General features: G+C 62.0%; 21 protein-coding genes. 11 read left to right on the top strand and 10 right to left on the bottom strand.

The window, feature by feature from the left end:
• Positions 1-2: 2 nt before the first annotated feature.
• The 3 genes from IEC33019_RS20270 to IEC33019_RS20260 form a co-directional block, all read right to left on the bottom strand.
• Positions 3-584 carry a hypothetical protein gene (locus IEC33019_RS20270; protein ID WP_099593871.1) on the bottom strand — a complete coding sequence of 194 codons (582 nt, stop codon included), beginning with the start codon at positions 582-584 and terminating at the stop codon, positions 3-5.
• Positions 585-743: 159 nt separating this feature from the next.
• A complete protein-coding gene (glyA, locus tag IEC33019_RS20265; protein WP_043208438.1) occupies positions 744-1,997 on the bottom strand; it encodes a serine hydroxymethyltransferase in 1,254 nt (417 codons plus the stop codon).
• Between the two features lie 243 nt (positions 1,998-2,240).
• The gene (locus tag IEC33019_RS20260) at positions 2,241-6,071 is read right to left on the bottom strand and encodes a sensor domain-containing protein (protein ID WP_070092754.1); all 3,831 of its coding nucleotides are present in this window, start codon (positions 6,069-6,071) and stop codon (positions 2,241-2,243) included.
• Between the two features lie 241 nt (positions 6,072-6,312).
• Here IEC33019_RS20260 and IEC33019_RS20255 point away from each other — a divergent pair, with 241 nt between their 5' ends.
• The 3 genes from IEC33019_RS20255 to gdhA all read left to right on the top strand — a co-directional run bounded on the left by IEC33019_RS20255 (position 6,313) and on the right by gdhA (position 10,245).
• Positions 6,313-6,705: a hypothetical protein gene (locus IEC33019_RS20255; protein WP_070092753.1), complete on the top strand. Its 393-nt coding sequence runs from the start codon at positions 6,313-6,315 to the stop codon at positions 6,703-6,705.
• Between the two features lie 250 nt (positions 6,706-6,955).
• Positions 6,956-8,623 carry an energy-dependent translational throttle protein EttA gene (ettA, locus tag IEC33019_RS20250; protein ID WP_070092752.1) on the top strand — a complete coding sequence of 556 codons (1,668 nt, stop codon included), beginning with the start codon at positions 6,956-6,958 and terminating at the stop codon, positions 8,621-8,623.
• A gap of 281 nt (positions 8,624-8,904) precedes the next feature.
• The gene (gdhA, locus tag IEC33019_RS20245) at positions 8,905-10,245 is read left to right on the top strand and encodes an NADP-specific glutamate dehydrogenase (RefSeq protein WP_070092751.1); all 1,341 of its coding nucleotides are present in this window, start codon (positions 8,905-8,907) and stop codon (positions 10,243-10,245) included.
• Between the two features lie 145 nt (positions 10,246-10,390).
• Here gdhA and IEC33019_RS20240 read toward each other — a convergent pair whose 3' ends face one another.
• From IEC33019_RS20240 to IEC33019_RS20225, 4 genes are all read right to left on the bottom strand, one after another.
• Positions 10,391-10,888, bottom strand: coding sequence for a GreA/GreB family elongation factor (locus tag IEC33019_RS20240; RefSeq protein ID WP_070092750.1), 498 nt, complete (start codon positions 10,886-10,888; stop codon positions 10,391-10,393).
• Between the two features lie 67 nt (positions 10,889-10,955).
• Entirely contained in the window at positions 10,956-11,312 is a 357-nt protein-coding gene (locus IEC33019_RS20235) for a hypothetical protein (protein ID WP_070092749.1), read from the bottom strand.
• A gap of 161 nt (positions 11,313-11,473) precedes the next feature.
• On the bottom strand, positions 11,474-13,327 hold the full coding sequence (locus IEC33019_RS20230) for an Lnb N-terminal periplasmic domain-containing protein (RefSeq protein WP_070092748.1): 1,854 nt from the start codon (positions 13,325-13,327) through the stop codon (positions 11,474-11,476).
• 79 nt (positions 13,328-13,406) lie between these two features.
• Positions 13,407-13,895: a DUF3015 domain-containing protein gene (locus tag IEC33019_RS20225; RefSeq protein WP_043208451.1), complete on the bottom strand. Its 489-nt coding sequence runs from the start codon at positions 13,893-13,895 to the stop codon at positions 13,407-13,409.
• Positions 13,896-14,157: 262 nt separating this feature from the next.
• Here IEC33019_RS20225 and IEC33019_RS20215 point away from each other — a divergent pair, with 262 nt between their 5' ends.
• The 5 genes from IEC33019_RS20215 (at position 14,158) to IEC33019_RS20195 (ending at position 18,924) form a co-directional block, all read left to right on the top strand.
• Entirely contained in the window at positions 14,158-16,596 is a 2,439-nt protein-coding gene (locus IEC33019_RS20215) for a Lon protease family protein (RefSeq protein WP_070092747.1), read from the top strand.
• A gap of 162 nt (positions 16,597-16,758) precedes the next feature.
• Positions 16,759-17,097 (top strand): hypothetical protein, encoded by a 339-nt coding sequence (locus IEC33019_RS20210; RefSeq protein WP_070092746.1) that lies wholly within the window; start codon positions 16,759-16,761, stop codon positions 17,095-17,097.
• A 183-nt stretch (positions 17,098-17,280) separates the two neighbouring features.
• The gene (locus tag IEC33019_RS20205) at positions 17,281-17,769 is read left to right on the top strand and encodes a TIGR00645 family protein (RefSeq protein WP_043208460.1); all 489 of its coding nucleotides are present in this window, start codon (positions 17,281-17,283) and stop codon (positions 17,767-17,769) included.
• A gap of 138 nt (positions 17,770-17,907) precedes the next feature.
• A complete protein-coding gene (locus IEC33019_RS20200) occupies positions 17,908-18,213 on the top strand; it encodes a DUF6482 family protein (RefSeq protein ID WP_070092745.1) in 306 nt (101 codons plus the stop codon).
• Between the two features lie 93 nt (positions 18,214-18,306).
• On the top strand, positions 18,307-18,924 hold the full coding sequence (locus tag IEC33019_RS20195; RefSeq protein ID WP_070092744.1) for an FKBP-type peptidyl-prolyl cis-trans isomerase: 618 nt from the start codon (positions 18,307-18,309) through the stop codon (positions 18,922-18,924).
• Between the two features lie 102 nt (positions 18,925-19,026).
• On the opposite strand, the gene IEC33019_RS20190 is transcribed toward IEC33019_RS20195, so the two are convergent.
• From IEC33019_RS20190 to IEC33019_RS20180, 3 genes are all read right to left on the bottom strand, one after another.
• Entirely contained in the window at positions 19,027-19,272 is a 246-nt protein-coding gene (locus IEC33019_RS20190; RefSeq protein WP_070092743.1) for a PA4570 family protein, read from the bottom strand.
• Positions 19,273-19,419: 147 nt separating this feature from the next.
• Entirely contained in the window at positions 19,420-19,761 is a 342-nt protein-coding gene (locus IEC33019_RS20185; RefSeq protein WP_043208469.1) for a zinc ribbon domain-containing protein YjdM, read from the bottom strand.
• 159 nt (positions 19,762-19,920) lie between these two features.
• Positions 19,921-20,889, bottom strand: a complete 969-nt coding sequence (locus IEC33019_RS20180) for a polyprenyl synthetase family protein (protein ID WP_070092742.1) — start codon at positions 20,887-20,889, stop codon at positions 19,921-19,923.
• 246 nt (positions 20,890-21,135) lie between these two features.
• Here IEC33019_RS20180 and rplU point away from each other — a divergent pair, with 246 nt between their 5' ends.
• The 3 genes from rplU to cgtA all read left to right on the top strand — a co-directional run bounded on the left by rplU (position 21,136) and on the right by cgtA (position 23,156).
• The gene (gene rplU, locus IEC33019_RS20175; protein WP_003247466.1) at positions 21,136-21,450 is read left to right on the top strand and encodes a 50S ribosomal protein L21; all 315 of its coding nucleotides are present in this window, start codon (positions 21,136-21,138) and stop codon (positions 21,448-21,450) included.
• Between the two features lie 37 nt (positions 21,451-21,487).
• Positions 21,488-21,745: a 50S ribosomal protein L27 gene (rpmA, locus tag IEC33019_RS20170; RefSeq protein ID WP_070092741.1), complete on the top strand. Its 258-nt coding sequence runs from the start codon at positions 21,488-21,490 to the stop codon at positions 21,743-21,745.
• Between the two features lie 187 nt (positions 21,746-21,932).
• The gene (gene cgtA, locus IEC33019_RS20165) at positions 21,933-23,156 is read left to right on the top strand and encodes an Obg family GTPase CgtA (protein ID WP_070092740.1); all 1,224 of its coding nucleotides are present in this window, start codon (positions 21,933-21,935) and stop codon (positions 23,154-23,156) included.
• Positions 23,157-23,228: the final 72 nt, after the last annotated feature.

Below are 23,228 nucleotides of genomic sequence, written 5' to 3'. Positions count from 1 at the left end.
GGTCACTCGACGCCACGCTCCAGGATATTCAGGCGCAGGCGGGTGGCGGGGGCTGAACCGTGGGTAATGAGATAGCCACCCTCGCCTTGGGCAATCAAATGGGTGGTCAGGTGCTTGTGGCTATCGGCACATTCAAGATTGATGACGGCTGTCTCGGTGTACAGATCGGAAAGCGTCACTACTTCTCCCGTATGGGCCAGGCGCATGTGCCAGGACGAAGGCGTGGCCTCTTCGACCGGTTTTACCTTGGGAATGCCAAACCTGTTCTTGACCACGGCTTGCCCGGAAGAGCCACCGCTACGCAGGGAGAGCTGATAACCCTCATCGGTGTGGCGGAAGTGGAACACTGCGGGAGAGGTTTGGCCGGTCACATGAAAATCGACGAGCGCTTGCTGGCGTGCATCGTCCCAGACTTCGTCTGGTGTGCCCAGCATGCCCAGGCCCCGGGAAATGTTCATCTGGCCCAGATTGGAATCAACATGCGGAACCACTACCGCCTTGTCAGCGGCATCGTTCAGCACCAGTAGCGGAAAACCATTGACCAGTATGGTCGCAGTGAAGGAAAGGGAAATGTTCTGAGTCACTTTGCGCATCCTTGGATGTTTGAGGGTGACTTCAGACTAAGGCGTCGTACTTTTCTTCCAAGATGGAAGGAGATCTTCCTAATAGAAGATACAGGTAGGACACAACGCACAAAAAAGCCCGGCACAAGGCCGGGCTTTTTCACATCAGGCGATTGCCGATCAGTTGCCGTAGACCGGCAGCTTCTTGCAGATGGCCTTGACCTTCTCGCGAACGGCGTCGATCACCGCTTCGTTGTTCAGGTCGGCGAGGATGTCGCAAATCCAGCCGGCCAGCTCGCGGCACTCGGCTTCCTTGAAACCGCGGGTGGTCACGGCTGGGGTGCCGAAACGCAGGCCCGAGGTAACGAACGGGGAGCGTGGGTCGTTCGGGACCGAGTTCTTGTTGACGGTGATGAAGGCCTTGCCCAGGGCGGCATCGGCGTCCTTACCGGAGATGTCCTGCTTGATCAGCGACAGCAGGAACAGGTGGTTCTGGGTGCCGCCGGAGACGACGTCGAAACCACGCTCGATGAAGACGCTGGCCATGGCCTGGGCGTTCTTCACGACCTGCTGCTGGTAAGCCTTGAACTCAGGCTGCAGTGCTTCCTTGAAGCAGATCGCCTTGGCAGCGATGACGTGCTCCAGCGGCCCGCCCTGGGCGCCTGGGAAGACGGCCGAGTTGAGTTTCTTCTCGATCTCTTCGTTCTTGCGAGCGAGGATCAGGCCGCCACGCGGACCACGCAGGGTCTTGTGGGTGGTGGTGGTGACCACGTCGGCGAAAGGAACAGGGTTCGGGTAGACGCCAGCGGCGACCAGGCCAGCAACGTGGGCCATGTCGACGAACAGGTAGGCACCAACCTTGTCGGCGATGGCGCGGAAGCGGGCGAAGTCCAGGACCTGGGAGTAGGCCGAGAAGCCGGCGACGATCATCTTTGGCTTGTGCTCGACAGCCAGGCGCTCGACTTCGTCGTAGTCGATCAGGCCGTTGCTGTCGATGCCGTACTGGATGGCGTTGTACAGCTTGCCGGAGGAGCTTACGGCGGCGCCGTGGGTCAGGTGGCCACCGTGGGCCAGGCTCATGCCCAGAATGGTGTCACCGGCCGAGAGCAGGGCCAGGTAGACCGCTGCGTTGGCCTGGGAGCCGGCGTGCGGCTGGACGTTGGCGTAGTCGGCGCCGAACAGCTGCTTGGCACGGTCGATGGCCAGTTGCTCGACGACGTCGACGTACTCGCAACCACCGTAGTAGCGCTTGCCTGGGTAGCCTTCGGCGTACTTGTTGGTCAGTACCGAGCCCTGGGCTTCCATGACGGCGGGGCTTGTGTAGTTTTCCGAAGCGATCAGCTCGATGTGCTCTTCCTGGCGCAGAGCTTCTTGCTGCATGGCTTCGAAGAGCTCGGCGTCGTACTTGGCAATGGTCAAATCACGGCTGAACATGGCGGTCCTCAAGGATCGGGCTGAATTGGGTGGGCATTCTAACCGATTGATTCGCCCCTGGCATATGAAGTGGTGTCACGTCGCAGACCAATGGGGTTCATGTTGCAACCCGCGCCCTGACTGGGCTGGCTGCATATTTGAGTTGACTCTCAGGTCCATTTTGGCTGGCGCGAATCTCAGCCTGGACGCGGTATCTGTAGGTGCGGCACAAGGCCGCTCCTACACTGATCGTGTCCAGCCGGATCACTGGAAGACGAACAACGTCTCGTGGCTGAACTGCGCCTCGAACTGGTTGGCCGGCATGGGGCGGCCGAACAGATAGCCCTGCACTTCGTCGCAGTCGTGCTCGCGCAGGAACTCCAGCTGCTCATGGGTCTCGACACCCTCGGCGATGACCGCCAGGTTCAGGCTGTGGGCCATGGCGATGATCGCCCGGGCGATCTGGGCATCCTGCTCGCCTTCAGGCAGCCCATCGACGAAGGTGCGGTCGATCTTCAGCACGTCGATGGGGAACTGCTTGAGGTAGTTGAGCGACGAATAGCCGGTACCGAAGTCGTCGACCGCGATGCTCAGGCCGAGGTTCTTCAAGCTGTCCAGGATGTGCATGGCCTCGTTGACCTCACGCATCAGGATGCTTTCGGTCAGTTCCAGCTCCAGGCAAGCCGGCGGCAGGCCGGTTTCCTCCAGAATGGTGGCGATGCGCGTGCCCAACTGGCCATCGGAGAACTGCCGCGCCGAGATGTTCACCGACACCTTCGGTACCCGCAGCTTGTCTTTATGCCAAGCCTTGAGCTGGCGGCTGGCTTCTCGCAGCACCCAGTCGCCGACGTCCACCACCAGGCCAAGTTCCTCGATGACCGGAATGAAGTCGCCTGGCGGAACCAGGCCTCGGCGTGGGTGGCGCCAGCGCAACAGCGCCTCGGCGCCGGTCAGGCGTTTGCCGTCGCCGCTGAATTGCGGCTGGTAGTACAGGATGAACTCGTTCTGCTCCAGGGCATGGCGCAGATCGCTTTCCAGCTCCAGGCGCTCCAGGGCACTGGCGTTCATGTCGGCCTGGTAGAACTGGAAGTTGTTCTTGCCGCGTTCCTTGGCGTGGTACATGGCAGTGTCGGCGTTCTTCATCAACTGGCTCAGCTCACCGCCATCCTGGGGGCTGAGGGCGATGCCGATACTGGCAGTGACGAAGAACTCGCGGTTTTCCAGAACGAACGGGCGCACCAGGCTGCCGAGAATACTCTCGGCCACGTGAATGGCGCGGTTCAGGGCCATCTCGCGGCTGGCTCTGGGTTGCAGCAGCAGGGTGAACTCATCGCCGCCCATGCGCGCCACGGTATCGTCGTCGTCGACACAGGCCAGCAGGCGCTGGGCCATGTCCTTGAGCATGCGATCGCCTGCGGCGTGGCCGAGGGAGTCGTTGATCGGCTTGAAGCGGTCCAGGTCCAGGAACATCAACACCACCCACGACTTGTGCCGCTCGGCCTGTTGCAACGCGGTGAACAGACGGTCCTGGAACAGGGTCCGGTTGGGCAGGTGGGTCAGGGCATCGTAGTAGGCCAGGCGATGGATGCGCTGTTCGCTGGCCTTGCGCTCGCTGATGTCGCTGAAGAAGCACACATAGCTGGCCAGGTCGCCTTCGTCGTCGAGCACGGCGGTGATGCCGACCCAGGCCGGGTAGTGCTCGCCGCTGCGACGCTTGAGCCACACTTCGCCTTCCCAGCTACCGCGTTGATGCAGTTGTTTGACCACATAACGAAGGTGCGCCTCCTGCTGGGTATCGACCGTGAGCATCCCCGGCAACTGATCGAGCACCTCGCTGACCGCGTAGCCGCTGACCCGGCTGAACGCCTCGTTGGCCTGCACGATATAGCCCGCCGGGTCGGTGATGAGGATGGCCGAGGTGGAATGCTGGAATACCGTCGCGGCCATGCGCAGGTCTTTTTCCGCGCGGCGCTGCTGGCTGATGTCACGCCCCACGCCGAGCACGCCTTCGAAGTGTTCGTGCTCGTCCCAGACCAGCACCAGGCGCAATTCGATGGGAATCTTGCGGCCATCGGCGCGCAGGCAGTCGAACAGGAACAACTGGGTTGGCAGCTGGCTGCGCAGCAGGGCGAGCTGTTCGCTGTCGCTCAAGGCCCTGCTGACCCGTTCGAGCAGGGTATAGACCCCCGTGAGCTGGGCCGGGTTGGCAACGATCGACTGCCAGCCGTGCTCGAAGATCCAGTCGGCCTGGTAGCCCAGCACAGCCTGCACCGACGGGCTGACATAGTTGAGTTGCAAGTGGCTGTCGGTGGAGAAGATCACATCGCTGATGCTCTCGGCCAGCATGCGGTAGCGCTGCTCGCTGTCGCGCAGCGATTCGCTGGCTTCGATCTGCACCGTGACGTCCTTGCCCACGCCGATGATGCGCGTCACCTGGCCATCGGCCTCGCGGGTCAGGACCTGCTCGCGGATTTCGTAGCAGCGCCAGGTGCCATCGCGGTGACGGAAGCGCAGTTGGCAATGCAGGGTCTGGCCATGACCGGTGTCACGTTGCTGTTTGCGTAGCGTTTGGTAGTGTTCGGCATCCTCCGGGTGCAGCAGCAGTTCCCAGAAACGGCCCCCCATCTGCGCAAGTTCAGCGCGATCGTAGCCCAGGGTCTGGCCCAGGTGGCGGTTGCTGAAGATGATCCGTTGGCTGTGCACATCCTGCACGTACAACTGATCGGGAACGGTTCGCACCACGTCCGACCAGAAGCTCTCGCGTTCGAGCAGCGACAGCTCGACCTGTTTGCGGCGCGTGATATCGCTGATGCTCAGGATCACCGCCTGGTAGTCCCGGCGCTGCTGGGGCAGGCGCGCCATCAGCCAGAGGTGCAGCTCTCCACGGGTGGGCGCGGGCAGGCGCACTTCCAGCTCCAGCAGGCTGCGTTGCTCGATCAGCGCATCGATCAACTGCATGCCAACGCTTTCGCGGCCATCACCGCTGCCGTCGATCAGGCGCTGCCAGGCCCCCTCGTGGCACTGCACGTTGAGCAGTTGACGGGCGACTTCGTTGATTTCAGTGATCTTCAACTCTTGCAGCAGCGAGCGGCGCAGGTTGGCATCCAGGGCCAGGCTCTGCTTGAGCGCCGCATGGTTGCGCAGGTGGTAGCGATCGAGCTGACCGGGCAGGCTGGACAGGTCGAGCACACACAATGCCACGCCAGTGCCTTCGAAGATTTCCTGGTAGCGGCGGCGATCCTCCTGCAGCGCCCGATGGCGGCGACGCATGTTGATCAGGGCCAGCACCGGCAGCAGGGCGCAGAACAGCACCAGCAGGCACTTGCCGATCAACGGCGGGAGCAAGTCCGCGCGCGCTTGCTCGGCATCGAACAGCCCACGCAGTTGCCAGGTACTGTTGTCGATGAAGGCCAGCATCACGCTTTGCAGGGGCTCGCTGGCTGGCGGCACGGCGCCATGCCGCTCGAGGACTTTGCCGCTGCGGCTGTTTTCCAGCAGCCACAACGGATGGCCCTTGCCTTCGAGGTGGTCGGACAGTTGCCGGTAATAACTGGGTGCAAGACGCAGCAACCAGTAGCCGCGGCCCGGCTGGTCTGGCTGACGCAGCAACAGATAGACCTGGCTGTTGTCTGCGGCGTTGCTGAAGAAATAGGGGCGGTCTTGGATCAATTGCAGCAGCTCGTCAATCAATTGACGATCGGGGCTGCTGGCCAGGGTGTCGGCCTTGAGCCTGCCGTTGTCGTCCAGCCAGGCCAGTTGCTGCAGGGCGGGAAGCCGATCACTCACCGCCCGCAGCACAGCCGGCAACGCCGAAGGCGTCGGCACATTGACATAAGGCTGGAGAATGCTGCCGGCCTGCTCCGCCTTCAGGGCCATGTTCAGGCTCAGATGGTCGGCCAGCTGGGCGCTCGCTTCCAGACTCTGGCGCTGCAGGTCGGTCTGGGTATGACGGTATTGGGCGAACAGTTGCCACAGCAGTAATGCCAGCAGGACAAGGGCCAACAACGCCAAGGCCCCTTTTAGCGAGCCACGCGGATTGCCAGCCGAGGCAGATTCAGCAGGGGGCAGGGAGGGCGGTTGAGTGAGATTGGTCAAGCGTTGATCCTGCGATTGGGCTGGCGATGGCAGGGGCTGAACATGCATGGGATGTGCCGAGGCAGATCGCCGGGCGCACTATTATAGAGTGGCGCATCAAGCCGACTAGCATGCCTTGAATTATGGCTAAGTGCCACTCCCCTGTCCTCTGCCGATGGTCGATATCCTGTTCGGCAAGACCCTTCAAGCTGTGCGAGAATGCCGGCCGCTTCATAGTCAACGCTTCTGGAGATGTACGGTTTTGGTTACTCACTATTCCACCAATGGCCTCGATTCCGCCTGTGGGCGCAGCAGTCAGACCCTGGTCAGCACTGCCGTGACCGACGACGTATCCTGCAAGTCCTGCCAGCGTTCGCTGGCAAAGCCAGATGCGGCCAGCGCGGCGGTGCGCAAGAGCCCTTCGCTGGCTGAGCTGCGCAAGTCGGCCAACGCAGCCGTCGAGCCGGTTGCTGTAGCTGCGCCTTCGGTAAAATCTGCCGCTAAGCCAGCCGCCCAACCTACCGCCAAGCAAGGCATGAGCAAGCCGGCACGTACCGGTAGCTTCAGCGTCAAGGCGGCCTGGGCGGCGCGCCTGGCCGAGCAGAACGACCGTTGCCGCCTGCCTCGCGGCAAGGTGAAACAAGCTCACGTCTGAGCAAGCCTCGGCGAGGGCTGTGCCCTCCCTCACGGCACAAGGTCGCTCCCACCGGTGCCGCTGCGTACGAACGGGAGCGGCCTTGCCGGGGCGCTTGGCCTTCAATGCAGCCCCATTCGATGCCCCGCCATCTGTGAAACGCCACGACTTGGCGTAGAATGGCCCACTTTGTTCAACGACACCCCGTAAACACAGCCCCCTGGCCCATGCCGGGGTCGTTGTCTTTACCTTTCTGATAGAGGGCTTGGTTTTGGCTCAATACGTCTACACCATGCATCGGCTGAGCAAGGTCGTGCCGCCGAAGCGGGAAATCCTGAAGAACATTTCCCTGTCGTTCTTCCCTGGCGCGAAGATCGGTGTGCTCGGCCTCAACGGCGCGGGCAAATCGACCCTGCTGCGCATCATGGCCGGCGTCGACAAGGAGTTCGACGGCGAAGCCCGTCCGATGCCGGATATCAATGTCGGCTACCTGCCCCAGGAACCTCAGCTGGACGCGAGCAAGACCGTCCGTGAGGTCGTCGAGGAAGCGGTGAGCGTGATCAAGGACGCCCAGGCGCGCCTGGATGAGGTCTATGCCGCCTATGCCGAGCCGGATGCCGACTTCGACAAGCTGGCCGCCGAGCAGGCCAAGCTCGAAGCCATCCTGCAGGCCTCCGACGGCCACAATCTGGAGCGTCAGTTGGAGGTTGCCGCCGACGCCCTGCGCCTGCCGCCATGGGAGGCCAAGATCGAACACCTTTCCGGCGGCGAGAAGCGCCGTGTGGCCCTGTGCCGCCTGCTGCTGTCGGCCCCCGACATGCTGCTGCTGGACGAGCCGACCAACCACCTGGACGCCGACTCGGTGGCCTGGCTGGAGCACTTCCTGCACGACTTCCCGGGCACTGTGGTGGCGATCACCCACGACCGTTACTTCCTGGACAACGTCGCAGGCTGGATCCTTGAGCTGGACCGCGGCGCCGGTATTCCATACGAAGGCAACTACTCGGGCTGGCTGGAAGCCAAGTCGGCGCGCCTGGAGCAGGAATCCAAGCAGCAGAGCGCTCACGAGCGGGCCATGAAGGAAGAACTGGAATGGGTGCGCAAAGGCGCCAAGGCCCGTCAGTCCAAGTCCAAGGCTCGTCTGGCACGCTTCGAGGAGATGCAATCGCAGGAATTCCAGAAGCGCAGCGAGACCAACGAGATCTACATCCCGGCTGGTCCACGCCTGGGTGACAAGGTCATCGAGTTCAAGAACGTCACCAAGGGCTATGGCGATCGTGTACTGATCGACAACCTGTCGTTCGCCATGCCCAAGGGCGCCATCGTTGGCGTGATCGGCGGCAACGGTGCCGGTAAGTCGACCCTGTTCCGCATGCTGATGGGCAAGGAACAGCCGGACTCGGGCAGCATCGAGATCGGTGAAACCGTGCAACTGGCCTGCGTCGACCAGAGCCGCGAGGACCTGGACGGCAGCAAGACCGTGTTCCAGCAGGTCTCCGACGGTTCGGACGTGATCCGCATCGGCAACTATGAAATCCCATCGCGTACCTATGTCGGCCGTTTCAACTTCAAAGGTGGCGACCAGCAGAAGTTCGTCAAGGACCTCTCCGGTGGTGAGCGTGGCCGTCTGCACCTGGCCCTGACCCTGAAGGAGGGCGGTAACGTCCTGCTGCTCGACGAACCGTCCAACGACCTCGACGTCGAAACCCTGCGCTCGCTCGAAGAAGCCCTGCTGGACTTCCCGGGCGCCGCGATTGTGATTTCCCACGACCGGTGGTTCCTGGACCGTGTGGCCACCCACATCCTGGCCTACGAGGACGACTCGAACGTGGTGTTCTTCGAGGGCAACTACACCGAGTACGAAGCCGACCGCAAGAAGCGCCTGGGCGATGCCGCTGCCCAGCCGCACCGGGTACGTCACAAGAAGCTGGCCCAGTAAGCCGGCAAAGTGCTGCACAAGAATGGGGCCCTTCGGGGCCCCATTTTTGTGCCGGGCGTTTGGCGCGCTGTTTCAACGAATCTGGGCCCTGTCTGTAGGGGCGCCTTGCGCCGCGATCGGGCGCAAGGCCGCTTATACAGGACAGGGCTTTGTATACAGTTATAGAAATTGCACCAGAAAATTTCAAAAAAACGACATGTCGCCCTGTTCCGGTGCGATTGGTTCTTGGTAAAGTCTCGAAAAAAACCAATAAGTCCAATCCTCTTGGTGAGATGTCTACCATGATCGAATCCGTCGACGATTTCCTGGCCCGCCTGAAGCAGCGCGACCCGGCCCAGCCTGAGTTCCATCAGGCGGTGGAAGAAGTACTGCGCAGCCTGTGGCCTTTCCTCGAAGCCAATCCCCGGTACCTGAAAGCCGGCATTCTCGAGCGTATGGTCGAGCCGGAGCGTGCCGTGCTGTTCCGCGTTTCGTGGGTCGACGACCAAGGCAAAGTGCAGGTCAACCGTGGCTATCGCATCCAGATGAGCAGCGCCATCGGCCCATACAAGGGCGGCCTGCGTTTCCACCCGTCGGTCAATCTGGGCGTGCTCAAGTTCCTGGCGTTCGAGCAGGTGTTCAAGAACTCGCTGACCTCGCTGCCCATGGGCGGTGGCAAGGGCGGCTCGGACTTCGATCCGAAGGGCAAGAGCGATGCCGAAGTCATGCGCTTCTGCCAGGCCTTCATGAGCGAGCTGTATCGTCACATTGGCGCCGACCTGGACGTGCCGGCCGGTGACATCGGTGTCGGCGCTCGTGAAATCGGCTACATGTTCGGCCAGTACAAGCGCCTGGCCAACCAGTTCACTTCGGTCCTGACCGGCAAGGGCATGACCTACGGCGGCAGCCTGATCCGCCCTGAAGCCACCGGCTACGGCTGCGTGTACTTCGCCGAAGAAATGCTCAAGCGCCGCGATCTGCGTATCGACGGCCGCCGTGTGGCGATCTCGGGTTCCGGTAACGTGGCCCAGTACGCTGCGCGCAAGGTCATGGACCTGGGCGGCAAGGTCATCTCGCTGTCGGACTCCGAAGGCACCCTGTTCTGCGAAGCCGGCTTGACCGACGAGCAGTGGGATGCGCTGATGGAGCTCAAGAACGTCAAGCGCGGTCGCATCAGCGAGATGGCTGGCCAGTATGGCCTGGAGTTCCGTAAGGGCCAGACGCCATGGACCCTGCCCTGCGATATCGCGCTGCCTTGCGCCACCCAGAACGAGCTCAACGCCGAAGATGCCCGCACCCTGCTGCAAAACGGCTGCATCTGCGTAGCCGAGGGCGCCAACATGCCGACCACCCTCGAGGCTGTGGATATCTTCCTGGAAGCGGGCATCCTGTACGCGCCGGGCAAAGCCTCAAACGCCGGTGGTGTGGCGGTTTCGGGTCTGGAAATGTCCCAGAACGCCATGCGCCTGCTGTGGACTGCCGGTGAAGTGGACAGCAAGCTGCACAACATCATGCAGTCGATCCACCACGCCTGTGTGCACTATGGCGAAGAAGCCGACGGCACCATCAACTACGTCAAGGGCGCAAACATCGCCGGCTTCGTCAAGGTCGCCGATGCCATGCTGGCCCAGGGCGTGGTCTAAAACGCCGCACTGGCCCTTTTCGCGGGTTTACCCGCGAAAAGGGCGCCCGATGTTTTAGGCTCTGTACGAAAAGCCTTGATACTCGGTGATGCTGCGTTGAAAACAGCCTTGCCTGACCTTCGTCTCAAGACTTTTCATACAGACCCTAGGGCTCGCCTTCGATGCTGACGATCTCGATCGACTGATCCCCTGCAGGTCGTCGCCACAGCACTTGATCCCCCGGCCCCGCCCCCAGCAGCGCTCGGCCCAGCGGGGAACCCCAGTTGATCAGGCCGCGCGTGGCGTCGGCCTGGTCTTCGCCTACCAGTTGCACCGTGTGTTGCTGGTCCTGTTCGTCGACGAAGGTCACCCGGCTGCCGATCTGCACTTTCTCGGTGGAGTGGGCGGGGGGCACGACCTGGGCGCTCTGCACACGCGCGGAGAAGTAGCGCAAATCCCGTTCGCTGTCGGCCAGGCGCTGCTGGTCGGCACGTTCGCCTTGGGCCAGCAGTTCGCTGCGCAGTGTGTTGAGCTCGGCCACGCGTTGCTGCAATTGGGCGAGCCCGCTGGCGGTGACGTAGTTGGGTTGGTCACTGACCCGTCGTTCCACCGGCTGGTTGGCCTGGGCAGCGGCCTGGTCTTCGTTGACGAATGCTCGACTCATGAAAGGCCTCCTTGTGCAGGAGACCATGGTGGCAGCTTGCGGGTTTCAACGGTTGTCCGTTTGCGACTCATTGGCGGCGATAGGCGCGTGCGGCGTCGCGGTCTTTTTCTTGCTGCCATTGCCGGTCGCGCTCATCCCAATAGCGTTCGCGATACTGGCGTAGATCTTCGTTGGACTGCATTGCATTGCACTGGCGAAAACCGTCGTCCCAGCCGGTTTCGTACTGGCGATCGTGCAGGTAGCGCGGCACGTTCTTGCGAAAGCCTCCGACCATCAACCCTGCCGCCTGGCGACCGCTGCCGCAGCCGTCCTCGAAACCGTCGGCGTAGGCGGGCGGATAGCCCTGGTCGATCATCTGCTGGTGGGCCGACTGGCAACCTGCGAGCGACAACATTATCCACAACCCGAGCCCGCACCCGCGCATGACCACATACCTCCGAACGATGCGGGGAAGTCTAGGCGGCGATTTGTCGGTGGGGCGTCAAAACCGTGTCAATGAGTCGCTCGGCGTTGCAGTGTGCCGGCCGCTTCGCGGGTGTCCCCGCTCCCACGATGGGCGCGGGTTTACGCACGAAGCGCATCGACTCAGTAGTGATACCACTTCAACTCCAGCATCACCTCGTTCTGGGCGGTCGCCAGATGGCTGAACTCACGGCTGGCGCTTAACCGCAGCCCGAGGTTCTGGCTGATCTCCCACTGCTGGTTGAGGCTCAGGCTGCGACGCACCTCGCCATTGGTGAAGTAGTCACCCTTGGCCTCCAGGGTCATATTGCCCAGACCGTTGCGCCACAACAGGCCGCCGTTGAACCCTGCCGCCGGGGCAATGAACTGGGCGAAGTCGTTGTGATGCTCGATCCGCACCGTTCCCAGTGCAAAGCCCAGGAGGCCGTCGGCCAATTGCCACGTGGAACCCGCACCGCCGTTGACATGGCTGACCAGCACTTCGTCGTCATGTTTGCCCGGTACCCGCTCAAGGCCGCCCGCCACCTGCCAGGACCAAGGCTGGAGCAGCTCATTGCGCGGGGTCAGGGAGCGGATGGTCGCAAGGTCCAGGCGTTGCACCTGCCAGTCGTTGTTTTCGTACTGGCGCAACTTGAGCTGCAGGATTTCTATTTGCGCGCCCAGCGGAAACCCGTAGGCGTTGTCGTTGAGGTCATGGTAGGCCATGCGCAGGCCGTATTCGGCGTAGGCGCGGTCCTCGCGGGTGCCGACACCCAGTTGCCAGGTGCGGGACTGATGGCCGTTCTCCGGCAGGCCCGGCCGCTCGATCGCCAGGGGCGGTGGTGGGTTGCGGTTGATGGCCTGCAACAGCTCGAAGCTGCGCCGGGCTTGGGCCGGATCACGGGCCTGGCCGTTGGCGCGGTAACGCTCCAGGCGGTAGGCGGCGTCCTGCACGAGGGCCTGCCGCTCGCGGGGCAGGGCGGTGAAGGCCGGCGCCTGCAGTTCTGCGGTATCGGCACTGACGGCCAGCACTTGCTGTTTTTCGTCATGGTCCAGGGATTCGGCACGGGCCAGCAGCTCGCGCTCGCGCGAGGGGCGGTAATGGACGCTGGCGACCAGGCCGGACTGCTTGACCGCCTTGACCGTGTCGGTGGGGATGGCCGTCAGCGGGAACTGCGAAGTGAGGTCCAGGCTGGGGCGCGCGACTTGCAGCAGCTCCAGCAAGCGGTAGGAGCAGTTTTCGTCGAAGAAGAAGTAGTCGAACTGGATCTGCTTGAGTTCCCATACATGCTCGACCATGCGCCCGGTTTCCTCCGGGGTCAGGTCCAGTTGGTATTCCCACAGATCGCGGTTTTCCAGGCTACGGTACTCCGAGAGCTTCTCTTGGTAGGGCATCAGCGCGAACAGGCCGGGATAGCCGCCCATCAGGCCCTTCCAGGCATAGAGGATGCTGTTGTCGCTGCCTTCGATGTAGGCGCCGAAGTTGATCGCGTAGCTCAGCAGCGTGGTGTCGTCGCTGCGGGTGTTGGACTGGTCGATGCGTAGCAGGGTATGGCCGAACATCGAGGACGGGCTGTTCAGGTAGGCCGCCGGGAAGACCAGCACGGCGCTGTGCGGATCGATGGATTTGTACCAGGTGGTGAATTCCTGGCAGTTCGGTTGTGGCAAGTCCGTGAGCTGCAGTTGCTCGCGCAGCCAGCGGGTGCGGGCGGGGAAGACGCACTGGGCATGCTTGTCGCCCAGGCTGGCCGGGGCATACAGAGCCTGGACCGTGGCCTGGAGCTCCTGGTCGGGGTGATGGGCGCCATCGGGGGCCAGGAAGAACGCATCATCGTCCACATAGCTGCGCCAGCCGCCGAGCTTGGCCGTTTCGTAATGACCCAGGGCAATCCAGTAAGGGGTGGAGGCCAGTTGTTGGACGCGCGCCTGATCGAGCTGTGGCGCGGCATGAAGTGGAGCACTGGCGACCAGCGCCAGGGAAGCGAAGCGTTTGAGCATATCGGGCAACTACGTCTGGATGATGCCGAAGGTGAAAGTGACCGAACCCGCCCCGGAGCCGGGGCGGGAAGGGCAGGACTCAAGCCTCGGTGGCGTATTTGGCCAGGCGTGGGTCACTCTTGAGAACAGCGAGCGTGTTGCTGTGGACGGTCTCGGCCGTGACGTCGGCGCTGCTGAAGATTTCGCTGAAGTGCTGGTGAGTGACAGCGGCGAAGTGCGCGCGGTCTTCAGGTGCCACACCAAGGACCACGGCATAGGTAGTCAGGGCTTCGCCCTGGCCCTGGGCCATGTCTTCGGAAAGCTCGTTCATCATACCGTTCATGGCGAACCAGGATTTGCCGCCATAGGTGAGCGCTGCCTTGGTCGAGCAGCCGTTGGTGCCGGAGGTCATGCCGAAGGTCGCGTTGCCGGAAGTGCCGTTGGTGGTGGAAGCCAGGAAGTGGGCCGGTGTACCGCGTTGGCCCTCGAACAGCAAGTTGCCCCAGCCGCAGTTCGGGCCGCCTGGCGCTTCAGCCATGGCATTGATCGAAACAGCGGCGAACAGAGTACCCAGAAGAATCCGTTTCATAGCTTTGTTCTCTTTTTCGGTTTCAGTAGACGTACCAATGGTCAGGGTTCTGGCAACGCGGTTGCCAGGTCGGGAAAGCAATACGCCCACCCGCGCAGGTTGGAGTTTAGGCACGATCCAAAGGTTGCGTTATTTATTGCGAAAAATTGCTTGCGCATTCGCATCGGCTGGGCTGCGACATAAAGTCCTGCCAAGCCTTGCAAGCAGCGCGCAGGCAGCGCCAGAATGCCTTTCATCCGCCCCGCCGAAGTAAGGAAACCCAATGCCCGATTCTGTCGCCTCGCGCCTGCGTCTCGCGCCCGAAGCCCTGACCCGGCGTTTCTCCGCTGAGCAGTTTGCCTTTTCCACCACTGACGATCTGGAGCCGTTTCGAGGGGTCCTGGGCCAGGAACGCGCCGTAGAGGCCCTGCAGTTCGGCGTGGCCATGCCGCGCCCAGGCTACAACGTGTATGTCATGGGCGAGCCGGGCACCGGCCGCTTCTCGTTCGTCAAGCGCTACCTCAAGGCCGAGGGTAAGCGCCAGCAGACGCCGTCTGACTGGGTCTATGTCAACAACTTCGACGACACTCGCGAGCCACGGGCGCTGGAGCTGCCAGCCGGCAGCGCCAATGAATTCATCACCGACATGAACGGGCTGATCGACAACCTGCTGGCCACGTTCCCGGCAGTGTTCGAGCATCCGTCCTACCAACAGAAGAAAGGCGCGATCGACCGTGCCTTCAACCAACGCTACGACCGGGCCCTGGATGTGATCGAACGGGCGTCGCTGGAAAAGGACGTGGCCCTGTACCGCGACGCCAGTAATGTCGCTTTCACCCCCATGGCCGATGGCAAGGCACTGGACGAGGCCGAGTTCGCCCAGTTGCCCGAAGAGGTGCGCGAGCAGTTCCACGAGGACATCGCCGAGCTGGAAGAACGCCTCAACGAGGAACTGGCCAGCCTGCCGCAATGGAAGCGTGAATCGAACAACCAACTGCGTCAGCTCAACGAAGAAACCATCACCCTGGCCCTTCAGCCACTGCTGGCACCGCTGTCTGAAAAGTATGCGGAGAATGCGGCCGTCTGCGCCTACCTGCAGTCCATGCAACTGAACCTGCTGCGCACCGTGGTCGAGCAACTGGTCGATGACAGCAAGACCGATGCGGCGGCGCGCAAGATGCTTGAGGAGCAATACGCCCCGAGCCTGGTGGTCGGCCACCATGTCAGCGGTGGAGCGCCGATGGTCTTCGAGCCGCACCCGACCTACGACAATCTGTTCGGCCGTATCGAATACAGCACCGACCAGGGCGCGCTCTATACCTCCTACCGCCAACTGCGCCCAGGAGCGCTGCACCGGGCCAACGGGGGGTTCCTGATCCTTGAAGCGGAGAAGATGCTCGGCGAGCCGTTCGTCTGGGATGCCCTCAAGCGCGCCCTGCAATCGCGCAAGCTGAAGATGGAATCGCCGCTGGGTGAGCTGGGGCGGGTCGCCAGCGTGACCCTCACGCCGCAAATGATCCCGCTCACCATCAAGCTGGTCATCATTGGCTCGCGCCAGCTGTACTACGCCCTGCAGGACCACGACTCGGATTTCCAGGAGATGTTCCGGGTACTGGTGGACTTCGATGAAGACATGCCGATGGTCGACGAGAACCTCGAGCAGTTCGCCCAGTTGCTGCGCACTCGCACCAATGAGGAAGGCATGGCCCCGCTGACCAGCGATGCCGTGGCGCGCCTGGCCACCTACAGCGCTCGCCTGGCGGAGAACCAGACACGCCTATCGGCGCGTATCGGCGACCTGTTCCAGTTGGTCAGCGAGGCGGACTTCATCCGTCAACTGGCCAGCGAGGACATGACCGATGCCGGGCATATCGAGCGCGCCCTCAAGGCCAAGGCCACGCGCACCGGACGGGTTTCGCAGCGGGTGCTCGACGACATGCTCGCCGGCATCATCCTGATCGACACCGAGGGCGCCGCCATCGGCAAGTGCAACGGCCTGACCGTGCTCGAGGTCGGGGATTCGGCGTTCGGCATGCCGGCACGGATCTCCGCCACGGTCTACCCGGGTGGCAGCGGCATCGTCGACATCGAGCGCGAGGTCAACCTGGGCCAGCCGATTCACTCCAAGGGCGTGATGATCCTCACCGGTTACCTGGGCAGTCGCTATGCCCAGGAGTTCCCGCTGGCGATCTCGGCCAGCATCGCGCTGGAGCAGTCCTATGGATATGTCGACGGGGACAGCGCATCGCTCGGCGAAGTCTGCACGCTGATCTCGGCCTTGTCCCGTACTCCGCTCAAGCAGTGCTTCGCCATCACCGGATCGATCAACCAGTTCGGTGAGGTGCAGGCGGTGGGCGGTGTCAACGAGAAGATCGAAGGCTTCTTCCGCCTCTGTGAGGCTCGCGGCCTGACGGGCGAGCAAGGGGTGATCATCCCACGTGCCAACGTCGCCACGCTGATGCTCGATGAACGGGTGGTGCAGGCGGTCGAGGCCGGGCGGTTCCACGTCTATGCCGTCAGCCAGGCCGATGAGGCCCTGAGCTTGCTGGTGGGCGAGGAGGCCGGGGCGCCTGACGAGAAGGGCCAGTTCCCCGAAGGCAGTGTCAACGCACGGGTAGTCGAGCGCTTGCGGGTGATTGCCGAGATGATCAGCGAAGAAGACATCAAGGAAGCCGAAAAAGAACGCATGGAAGAGGTGGTGGCCCAAGCGAACCCTGCTTGAGTCAATAAATCGGCGCTGGAGGCAAATGGCTACCGTTCAGCGCCAGTTTTCCATCTTCTTGCGCGGGTCTTCTATGCTGGAACTAAGGACGGCATCAGCGTTCAGGATGGAAACAGCCTGAAGTGTTCGGGCTGAACAAGGCTTCACAGAGGGGACGCCGCCATGCGCAACCTCAGCCTCACTCGCCAGTGCCTGGGCCTGGTGACACGTATCGAGTGCAGTATCCGTCCGCTGGCCGGCGACACGGGGATGTGGACCTTGCTCTTCGCGGCCGGGATGGAAGGAGAGCAACCTTCGGCCATCAAGGCCCAAGGGCCGTTCCATGGTCCGCTGGTCGCCGAGTCGGTTCTCAATGCCATTGTCGACAGCCTGACGCTGCACGGTTATCAGGTCGCTGATGACCGGCAGATCTGGTGCTTGCACCTGCAAGCGCAGTTGCGAAGGATCAATGGCGAGCGCTGCCGAAACCTCGGGGACTTCCAGTTCCATCCTGAGACCTGAGTTCTAGGGGCGTCGTTGCGTTCGGCGCTGCCGGTGTCGGGGGTAGACACTTCCACTGGGGGCGGGTGTCCTCATGGGGACGCGTTTACCTGCCGAGCGCAGGGCCACAGGCTTTTGCTGTCCTGGAGGGGTAGCTATACTCGCGCTCGTTTTTTCGCCATCTGACGAGTCTCTATCTCCCCCATGGAACGTATCCTTGAAAATGCGATGTATGCCTCGCGTTGGCTGCTCGCCCCCATCTACTTCGGCCTGTCCTTGGGCTTGCTGGCCCTGGCGCTGAAGTTCTTCCAGGAAGTCATCCACGTCTTGCCCAACGTTTTCGCCCTGAGCGAGGCCGACCTGATCCTGGTGATCCTGTCGCTGATCGACATGTCGCTGGTCGGTGGCCTCTTGGTGATGGTGATGATCTCTGGCTACGAGAACTTCGTCTCGCAGCTGGATATCGACGACAACAAAGAGAAGCTCAACTGGCTGGGCAAGATGGACTCTTCCTCGCTGAAGATGAAAGTCGCGGCCTCCATCGTGGCAATTTCCTCGATTCACCTGTTGCGGGTGTTCATGGATGCCCAGAACATCTCCACCGACTACCTGATGTGGTATGTGATCATCCACATGACCTTCGTGGTTTCGGCATTCGTCATGGGCTATCTGGACAAGCTCACCAAGCACTGATCGCCGCTGTCGCCGAGCGCTGTACCGCCGCCTGTCCGTTGCCAAACGGACGGGCGGTTGCGTTCATGGCTTGTGATTTTTCAGCCTGTGTACAAAAAATGAGCAGTCATGCATGGTTCCCACTTGTGAGGTGCTCTCATGAACCTGCAACAGCTCAATGTCGAAGCCAGGGCTGGCCATGTCGAAGAACTCAATCTGATCGCCATCGAGGGTGGTGACTATCTGCTCGAGGCCCGGGTCCACGGCCATGCCCACCCGCTGGCAGATGGTCGTGGCGAACGGCTGCGGGTGCACTCAGTGGAGGATGCGCGGCAATTGCTCAACGCTTTGCCGCTGTTGTCCATGAACCTCGTGCACTGGTCCGTGCAGGATGAAATGTGCGGTATGGGGTCGCATCCGGAGGAAGACCTGAAGGTGCCGATCTCCCAGCGTTCGGCCTGGTAGCCCTGATTGCTGAATCACTACGCCGCTGTGTGCTAGGCTTCTTGCCCTTTTTCATGCAGGGCGGATTTCCTTCGCCCTCAAGCGGAGAGTGAAATGTCCGAACTGAACCTGAGCACCGACGAAACGCGCGTCAGCTATGGCATTGGCCGTCAGCTGGGCGGTCAACTGCGTGACAACCCGCCACCAGGCGTCAGCCTGGACGCCATCCTGGCCGGTCTGACCGACGCTTTCAACGGCGCCGAGAGCCGTGTCAGCGAAGCCGATCTGTCGGCCAGCTTCAAGGTCATCCGTGAACTGATGCAAGCCGAAGCTGCGGCCAAGGCCGAAGCCGCCGCTGCCGCTGGCAAGCAATTCTTGGTCGATAACGCTAAGCGTGACGGCATCACTACCCTGGCGTCGGGCCTGCAGTACGAAGTCCTGACCGCGGGCGAAGGCGCCAAGCCGACGCGCGAAGACAACGTGCGTACCCACTACCACGGCACCCTGATCGACGGCACTGTGTTCGACAGTTCCTACGATCGTGGCCAGCCGGCTGAATTCCCGGTCGGTGGCGTGATCGCTGGCTGGACCGAGGCCCTGCAACTGATGAACGCCGGCAGCAAATGGCGTCTGTACGTGCCGAGCGAGCTGGCTTATGGCGCCCAAGGCGTCGGCAGCATCCCGCCGCACAGCGTGCTGGTGTTCGACGTCGAGCTGCTCGACGTCCTGTAATAGCGTTGAGGCCGCCTGGCGGCCTAATCGCGGGACACGCCCGCTCCCACTGCCAATACGGGTGGGAGCAGGTCAAGCCTGCAGTGGCGCTGGGCGAGCCCCTTAGCTCCACTCTGTTCCCCCTGGGCGCAATGCCCGGGCATAGCAATACAGAAACAGATTTCGCACCAACTCCTTGAGCACTCCCGGTTCGCTTGAATTCAGGCCATTGAGGTCCAGGTCGCCCTGGTCGCGCAACTCGTCGAGCGCTTCTTGCTCGAGTACGGCGCAGACTTCGCCTGTTTCGCGGTGCAGGATACGGAGGTAGGGGTGGGGCCGGTCGAGCCAGGCATCGATGAGATAGGTCATGGCTGTTCTCCTTGGAATGCGCTTCCAATGAGAATAATTCTTATTACATGAATAGCAAGTCCCTATTGGAAGTTTTCTTCCGGGCGGGGTAGGGAACTTGTTGCAGGATACGATGGGGCTGCCTGGGTGGCAGCCCCGGTGCGGGGATCAGACCTTGCGCACGAACTCGGACTTCAGCTTCATGGCGCCGATGCCGTCGATCTTGCAGTCGATATCGTGGTCGCCGTCGCACAGGCGGATGTTCTTGACCTTGGTGCCGACCTTCACTACCAGGGACGAACCCTTGACCTTGAGGTCCTTGATGACGGTGACGGTGTCGCCATCCTGCAGGACATTGCCGACCGAATCCTTCTTCACCACATCGTCGCTGGCGGCTTCAGCTTCGCCATTGGCCGACCACTCGTGGGCGCATTCGGGGCAGATCAGCTGGGTGCCATCCTCATAGGTGTATTCGGAGTTGCATTTGGGACAAGGTGGCAAAGTGCTCACAGGGGTTCCTCAAGACAAACGGGATTAAGGCCCACATTGTATAAGGTTTTGATCGGATAGTGTGTTTTGCCTGCACAAATGCATCGCGGGTAAACCCGCTCCTACAAGTAGCGTACTTGCGGGAGCGGGTTTACCCGCGAATGAGGGCTGATGCGATCTTTAGTGGGTACGGGCTACCGCAAATTCGCTCAGTTCGATCAGGGCATCGCGGTACTCGCTGGCCGGCAGCACTTCCAGGCATTCGATGGCGCGCTTGACGTAGTCGCGGGCCAGCTGGGCAGTGTAGTCCAGGGCACCGGAGGCTTCGACGGCGACGCGGATCTGCTCCAGGTCCTCGATTCCGCCTTTCTGAATTGCCTGGCGTACCAGAGCGGCCTGTTCGGCGGTGCCTTCGCGCATGGTGTAGATCAGCGGCAAGGTAGGCTTGCCCTCGGCCAGGTCGTCGCCGACGTTCTTGCCCAGGGTCTGCGAGTCGCCCTTGTAGTCCAGCAGGTCGTCGACCAGCTGGAAAGCCACGCCCAAGTGGTCACCGAAGGTGCGCAGGGCCTCGCGCTGTTCATCGCTGGCACCGGCCAGCGCAGCGGCGCTGTGGGTGGACGCTTCGAACAGCATCGCGGTCTTGCCACGGATGACGTCCATGTAGACCTCTTCAGTGGTGCTGGCATCGCGAACGCGCGACAACTGCAGCACTTCGCCCTCGGCGATCACCCGGGTGGCCTTGGAGAGGATCTGCATGACCGGCATCGAGCCCAGTTCGACCATCATCTCGAACGAGCGCGAGTAGAGGAAGTCGCCGACCAGCACGCTCGGGGCGTTACCCCACAGGGCGTTGGCGGTGGAGCGGCCACGGCGCATGCCGGACATGTCGACCACGTCGTCGTGCAGCAGGGTGGCGGTGTGCAGGAACTCGATGGTTGCCGCCAGCAGGCGCAGGTCGTCGCCCTCGCGGCCCAGGGCCTTGCCGCACAGCAGTACCAGCAGGGGGCGCAGGCGCTTGCCGCCAGCGGACGTGATATAGTCGCCGATCTTCGATACCAGCGGCACGCGCGAGGTCAGCTGCTTCTTGATGATCTCGTCGACGGCGCTGAAATCGTCAGCTACCGCGCGGTAGAAGGTTTGGGGTTGCATCGGCTGCTCCATTGAGGTTGCGCGGCATGCTAGGTCGCGGGTCCCGGTGTGTCAAGGCGCGGTGCCCGTGGCCCCTGGCCGCCACTTGCAAGCATTTATTGGGTTGCGTACAATCGCGCACCCTAACTTCCTGGGCAGCACCTGCCTTACGCAATTGCACCGGGCCGTTCCAGCCCAGTGCAGCCATGCCAGCCAATACTCATCATATAAAGCGCTGGGTGAGCAGGATTATCGGAGAAATACCCAATGTCTTACGCAGTAATCGTTACCGGCGGCAAGCAGTACAAAGTCGCTGAAGGTGAATTCCTCAAGATCGAGAAGCTGGAAGTCGCCACTGGCGAATCCGTGACCTTCGATCGCGTTCTGCTGGTCGCCAACGGCGAAGAAGTCACCATCGGCGCTCCAGTCGTCGCAGGTGCCAAGGTTGTGGCTGAAGTCGTTTCGCAAGGCCGTCACGACAAGGTTCGCATCATCAAGTTCCGTCGTCGTAAGCACCACATGAAGCGCATGGGCCACCGCCAGTGGTTCACCGAGATCAAAATCACCGGTATCCAGGCTTAATCGCCCCGATCCCCTGAATTTATTGGAGAATTGAACCATGGCACACAAAAAGGCTGGTGGTAGTACTCGTAACGGTCGCGACTCAGAATCGAAACGCCTTGGCGTGAAGATGTATGGTGGCCAGGTTATCAAGCCGGGCAACATCATCGTCCGCCAGCGCGGCACCGAATTCCACGCCGGCTACGGCGTTGGTATGGGCAAGGATCACACTCTGTTCGCCAAGATCGAAGGCGTGATCAAGTTCGAGAAGAAAGGCGAGTTCAACCGCCGTTACGTGAGCATCGTCGCAGCCTAATCGCGACGTCGCTTCAAAAGCCCCGTCATGCGACGGGGCTTTTTCGTTTGTGGTGAGCCTCTTGCAAAGCTGTTTGTATGGGCTGCCGGCGTGGGTTTCTACGGTCGTACGGGGCCGCCGCGCTCATTTTTGCAAGAGCCTCAGGTTTTCAAGTATTCAGCTCGCCGGAAGGCGAGAGGCGGTTTTTATGAAGTTTGTTGACGAAGTATCGATCCGGGTCAAGGCCGGTGATGGCGGCAATGGTTGCATGAGCTTCCGCCGCGAGAAGTTCATCGAGAACGGTGGCCCCAACGGTGGTGACGGTGGCGACGGCGGCTCGGTGTACATGGTTGCCGACGAGAACCTCAACACTCTGGTCGACTACCGCTATACCCGTCACCACGAAGCCCAGCGTGGTCAGAACGGTGGCAGCACCGACTGCACCGGCAAGAAGGGCGAGGACCTGTTCCTGCGTGTGCCGGTCGGCACCACCGTGATCGACGCCTCGACCCAGGAAGTCATCGGGGATCTGGTCACCCCAGGGCAGAAGCTGATGGTCGCACAGGGCGGCTGGCACGGTCTGGGTAATACCCGCTTCAAGTCCAGTACCAACCGTGCGCCGCGCCAGACCACGCCAGGCAAGCCAGGTGAGCAGCGCGACCTGAAGATGGAGCTGAAGGTTCTGGCCGATGTCGGTCTGCTGGGCCTGCCGAACGCCGGCAAGAGCACCTTCATCCGCGCGGTCTCCGCAGCCAAGCCGAAAGTCGCCGACTACCCGTTCACCACCTTGGTGCCGAACCTGGGTGTGGTCAGCGTCGATCGCTGGAAGAGCTTCGTCATCGCCGACATCCCGGGCCTGATCGAAGGTGCCTCCGATGGCGCTGGCCTGGGTATCCGCTTCCTCAAGCACCTGGCGCGTACCCGCGTGCTGTTGCACCTGGTCGACCTCGCTCCGCTCGACGGCAGCAGCCCGGCCGATGCCGCTGAAATCATCCTCAACGAGCTGGCGCAGTTCAGTCCGGCCCTGGTCGATCGCGAGCGCTGGCTGGTGCTGAACAAGGCCGACATGATCCTGGACGAGGAGCGCGAGGAGCGCGTCAAGGAAGTCGTCGAGCGCTTGAACTGGGATGGCCCGGTCTATGTGATCTCGGCCATTGCCAAGCAGGGCACCGAGCAGCTCAGCCACGACCTGATGCGTTACCTGGAAGACCGTGCCGACCGCCTGGCCAATGATCCGGCCTACGCCGAGGAACTGGCCGAACTCGACCAGCGCATTGAAGACGAGGCCCGTGCCCAGCTGCAGGCGCTGGATGATGCGCGCACCCTGCGCCGCACTGGCGTCAAGAGTGTGCATGACATCGGCGACGACGATGATTGGGATGATTTCGAGGACGACGAAGACGGCCCGGAAATCATTTACGTGCGCGACTGATCGGTTGCAGTACACTAAACGCCGCTCGAACGAGCGGCGTTTTTGTATCTACGGTATCTACAGATTCGACAT

Origin of the sequence: Pseudomonas putida (genome assembly GCF_002741075.1) — a bacterium.
GTDB classification, from domain to species: domain Bacteria; phylum Pseudomonadota; class Gammaproteobacteria; order Pseudomonadales; family Pseudomonadaceae; genus Aquipseudomonas; species Aquipseudomonas putida_T.
The sequence above is the reverse complement of the archived record's forward strand: the minus strand, read 5'-3'. Positions and strand labels throughout refer to the sequence as shown.

Bases quoted from the DNA above. Each gene is read 5' to 3' on its own strand.
- IEC33019_RS20225 (WP_043208451.1), bottom strand. From the start codon at position 13,895: ATGAAACGGATTCTTCTGGGTACTCTGTTCGCCGCTGTTTCGATCAAT.
- rplU (WP_003247466.1), top strand. From the start codon at position 21,136: ATGTCTTACGCAGTAATCGTTACCGGCGGCAAGCAGTACAAAGTCGCT.
- IEC33019_RS20210 (WP_070092746.1), top strand. From the start codon at position 16,759: ATGCGCAACCTCAGCCTCACTCGCCAGTGCCTGGGCCTGGTGACACGT.
- glyA (WP_043208438.1), bottom strand. From the start codon at position 1,997: ATGTTCAGCCGTGATTTGACCATTGCCAAGTACGACGCCGAGCTCTTC.
- gdhA (WP_070092751.1), top strand. From the start codon at position 8,905: ATGATCGAATCCGTCGACGATTTCCTGGCCCGCCTGAAGCAGCGCGAC.
- IEC33019_RS20235 (WP_070092749.1), bottom strand. From the start codon at position 11,312: ATGCGCGGGTGCGGGCTCGGGTTGTGGATAATGTTGTCGCTCGCAGGT.
- IEC33019_RS20190 (WP_070092743.1), bottom strand. From the start codon at position 19,272: ATGACCTATCTCATCGATGCCTGGCTCGACCGGCCCCACCCCTACCTC.
- IEC33019_RS20215 (WP_070092747.1), top strand. From the start codon at position 14,158: ATGCCCGATTCTGTCGCCTCGCGCCTGCGTCTCGCGCCCGAAGCCCTG.
- cgtA (WP_070092740.1), top strand. From the start codon at position 21,933: ATGAAGTTTGTTGACGAAGTATCGATCCGGGTCAAGGCCGGTGATGGC.
- IEC33019_RS20195 (WP_070092744.1), top strand. From the start codon at position 18,307: ATGTCCGAACTGAACCTGAGCACCGACGAAACGCGCGTCAGCTATGGC.
- rpmA (WP_070092741.1), top strand. From the start codon at position 21,488: ATGGCACACAAAAAGGCTGGTGGTAGTACTCGTAACGGTCGCGACTCA.
- IEC33019_RS20200 (WP_070092745.1), top strand. From the start codon at position 17,908: ATGAACCTGCAACAGCTCAATGTCGAAGCCAGGGCTGGCCATGTCGAA.
- IEC33019_RS20240 (WP_070092750.1), bottom strand. From the start codon at position 10,888: ATGAGTCGAGCATTCGTCAACGAAGACCAGGCCGCTGCCCAGGCCAAC.
- IEC33019_RS20205 (WP_043208460.1), top strand. From the start codon at position 17,281: ATGGAACGTATCCTTGAAAATGCGATGTATGCCTCGCGTTGGCTGCTC.
- IEC33019_RS20180 (WP_070092742.1), bottom strand. From the start codon at position 20,889: ATGCAACCCCAAACCTTCTACCGCGCGGTAGCTGACGATTTCAGCGCC.
- IEC33019_RS20230 (WP_070092748.1), bottom strand. From the start codon at position 13,327: ATGCTCAAACGCTTCGCTTCCCTGGCGCTGGTCGCCAGTGCTCCACTT.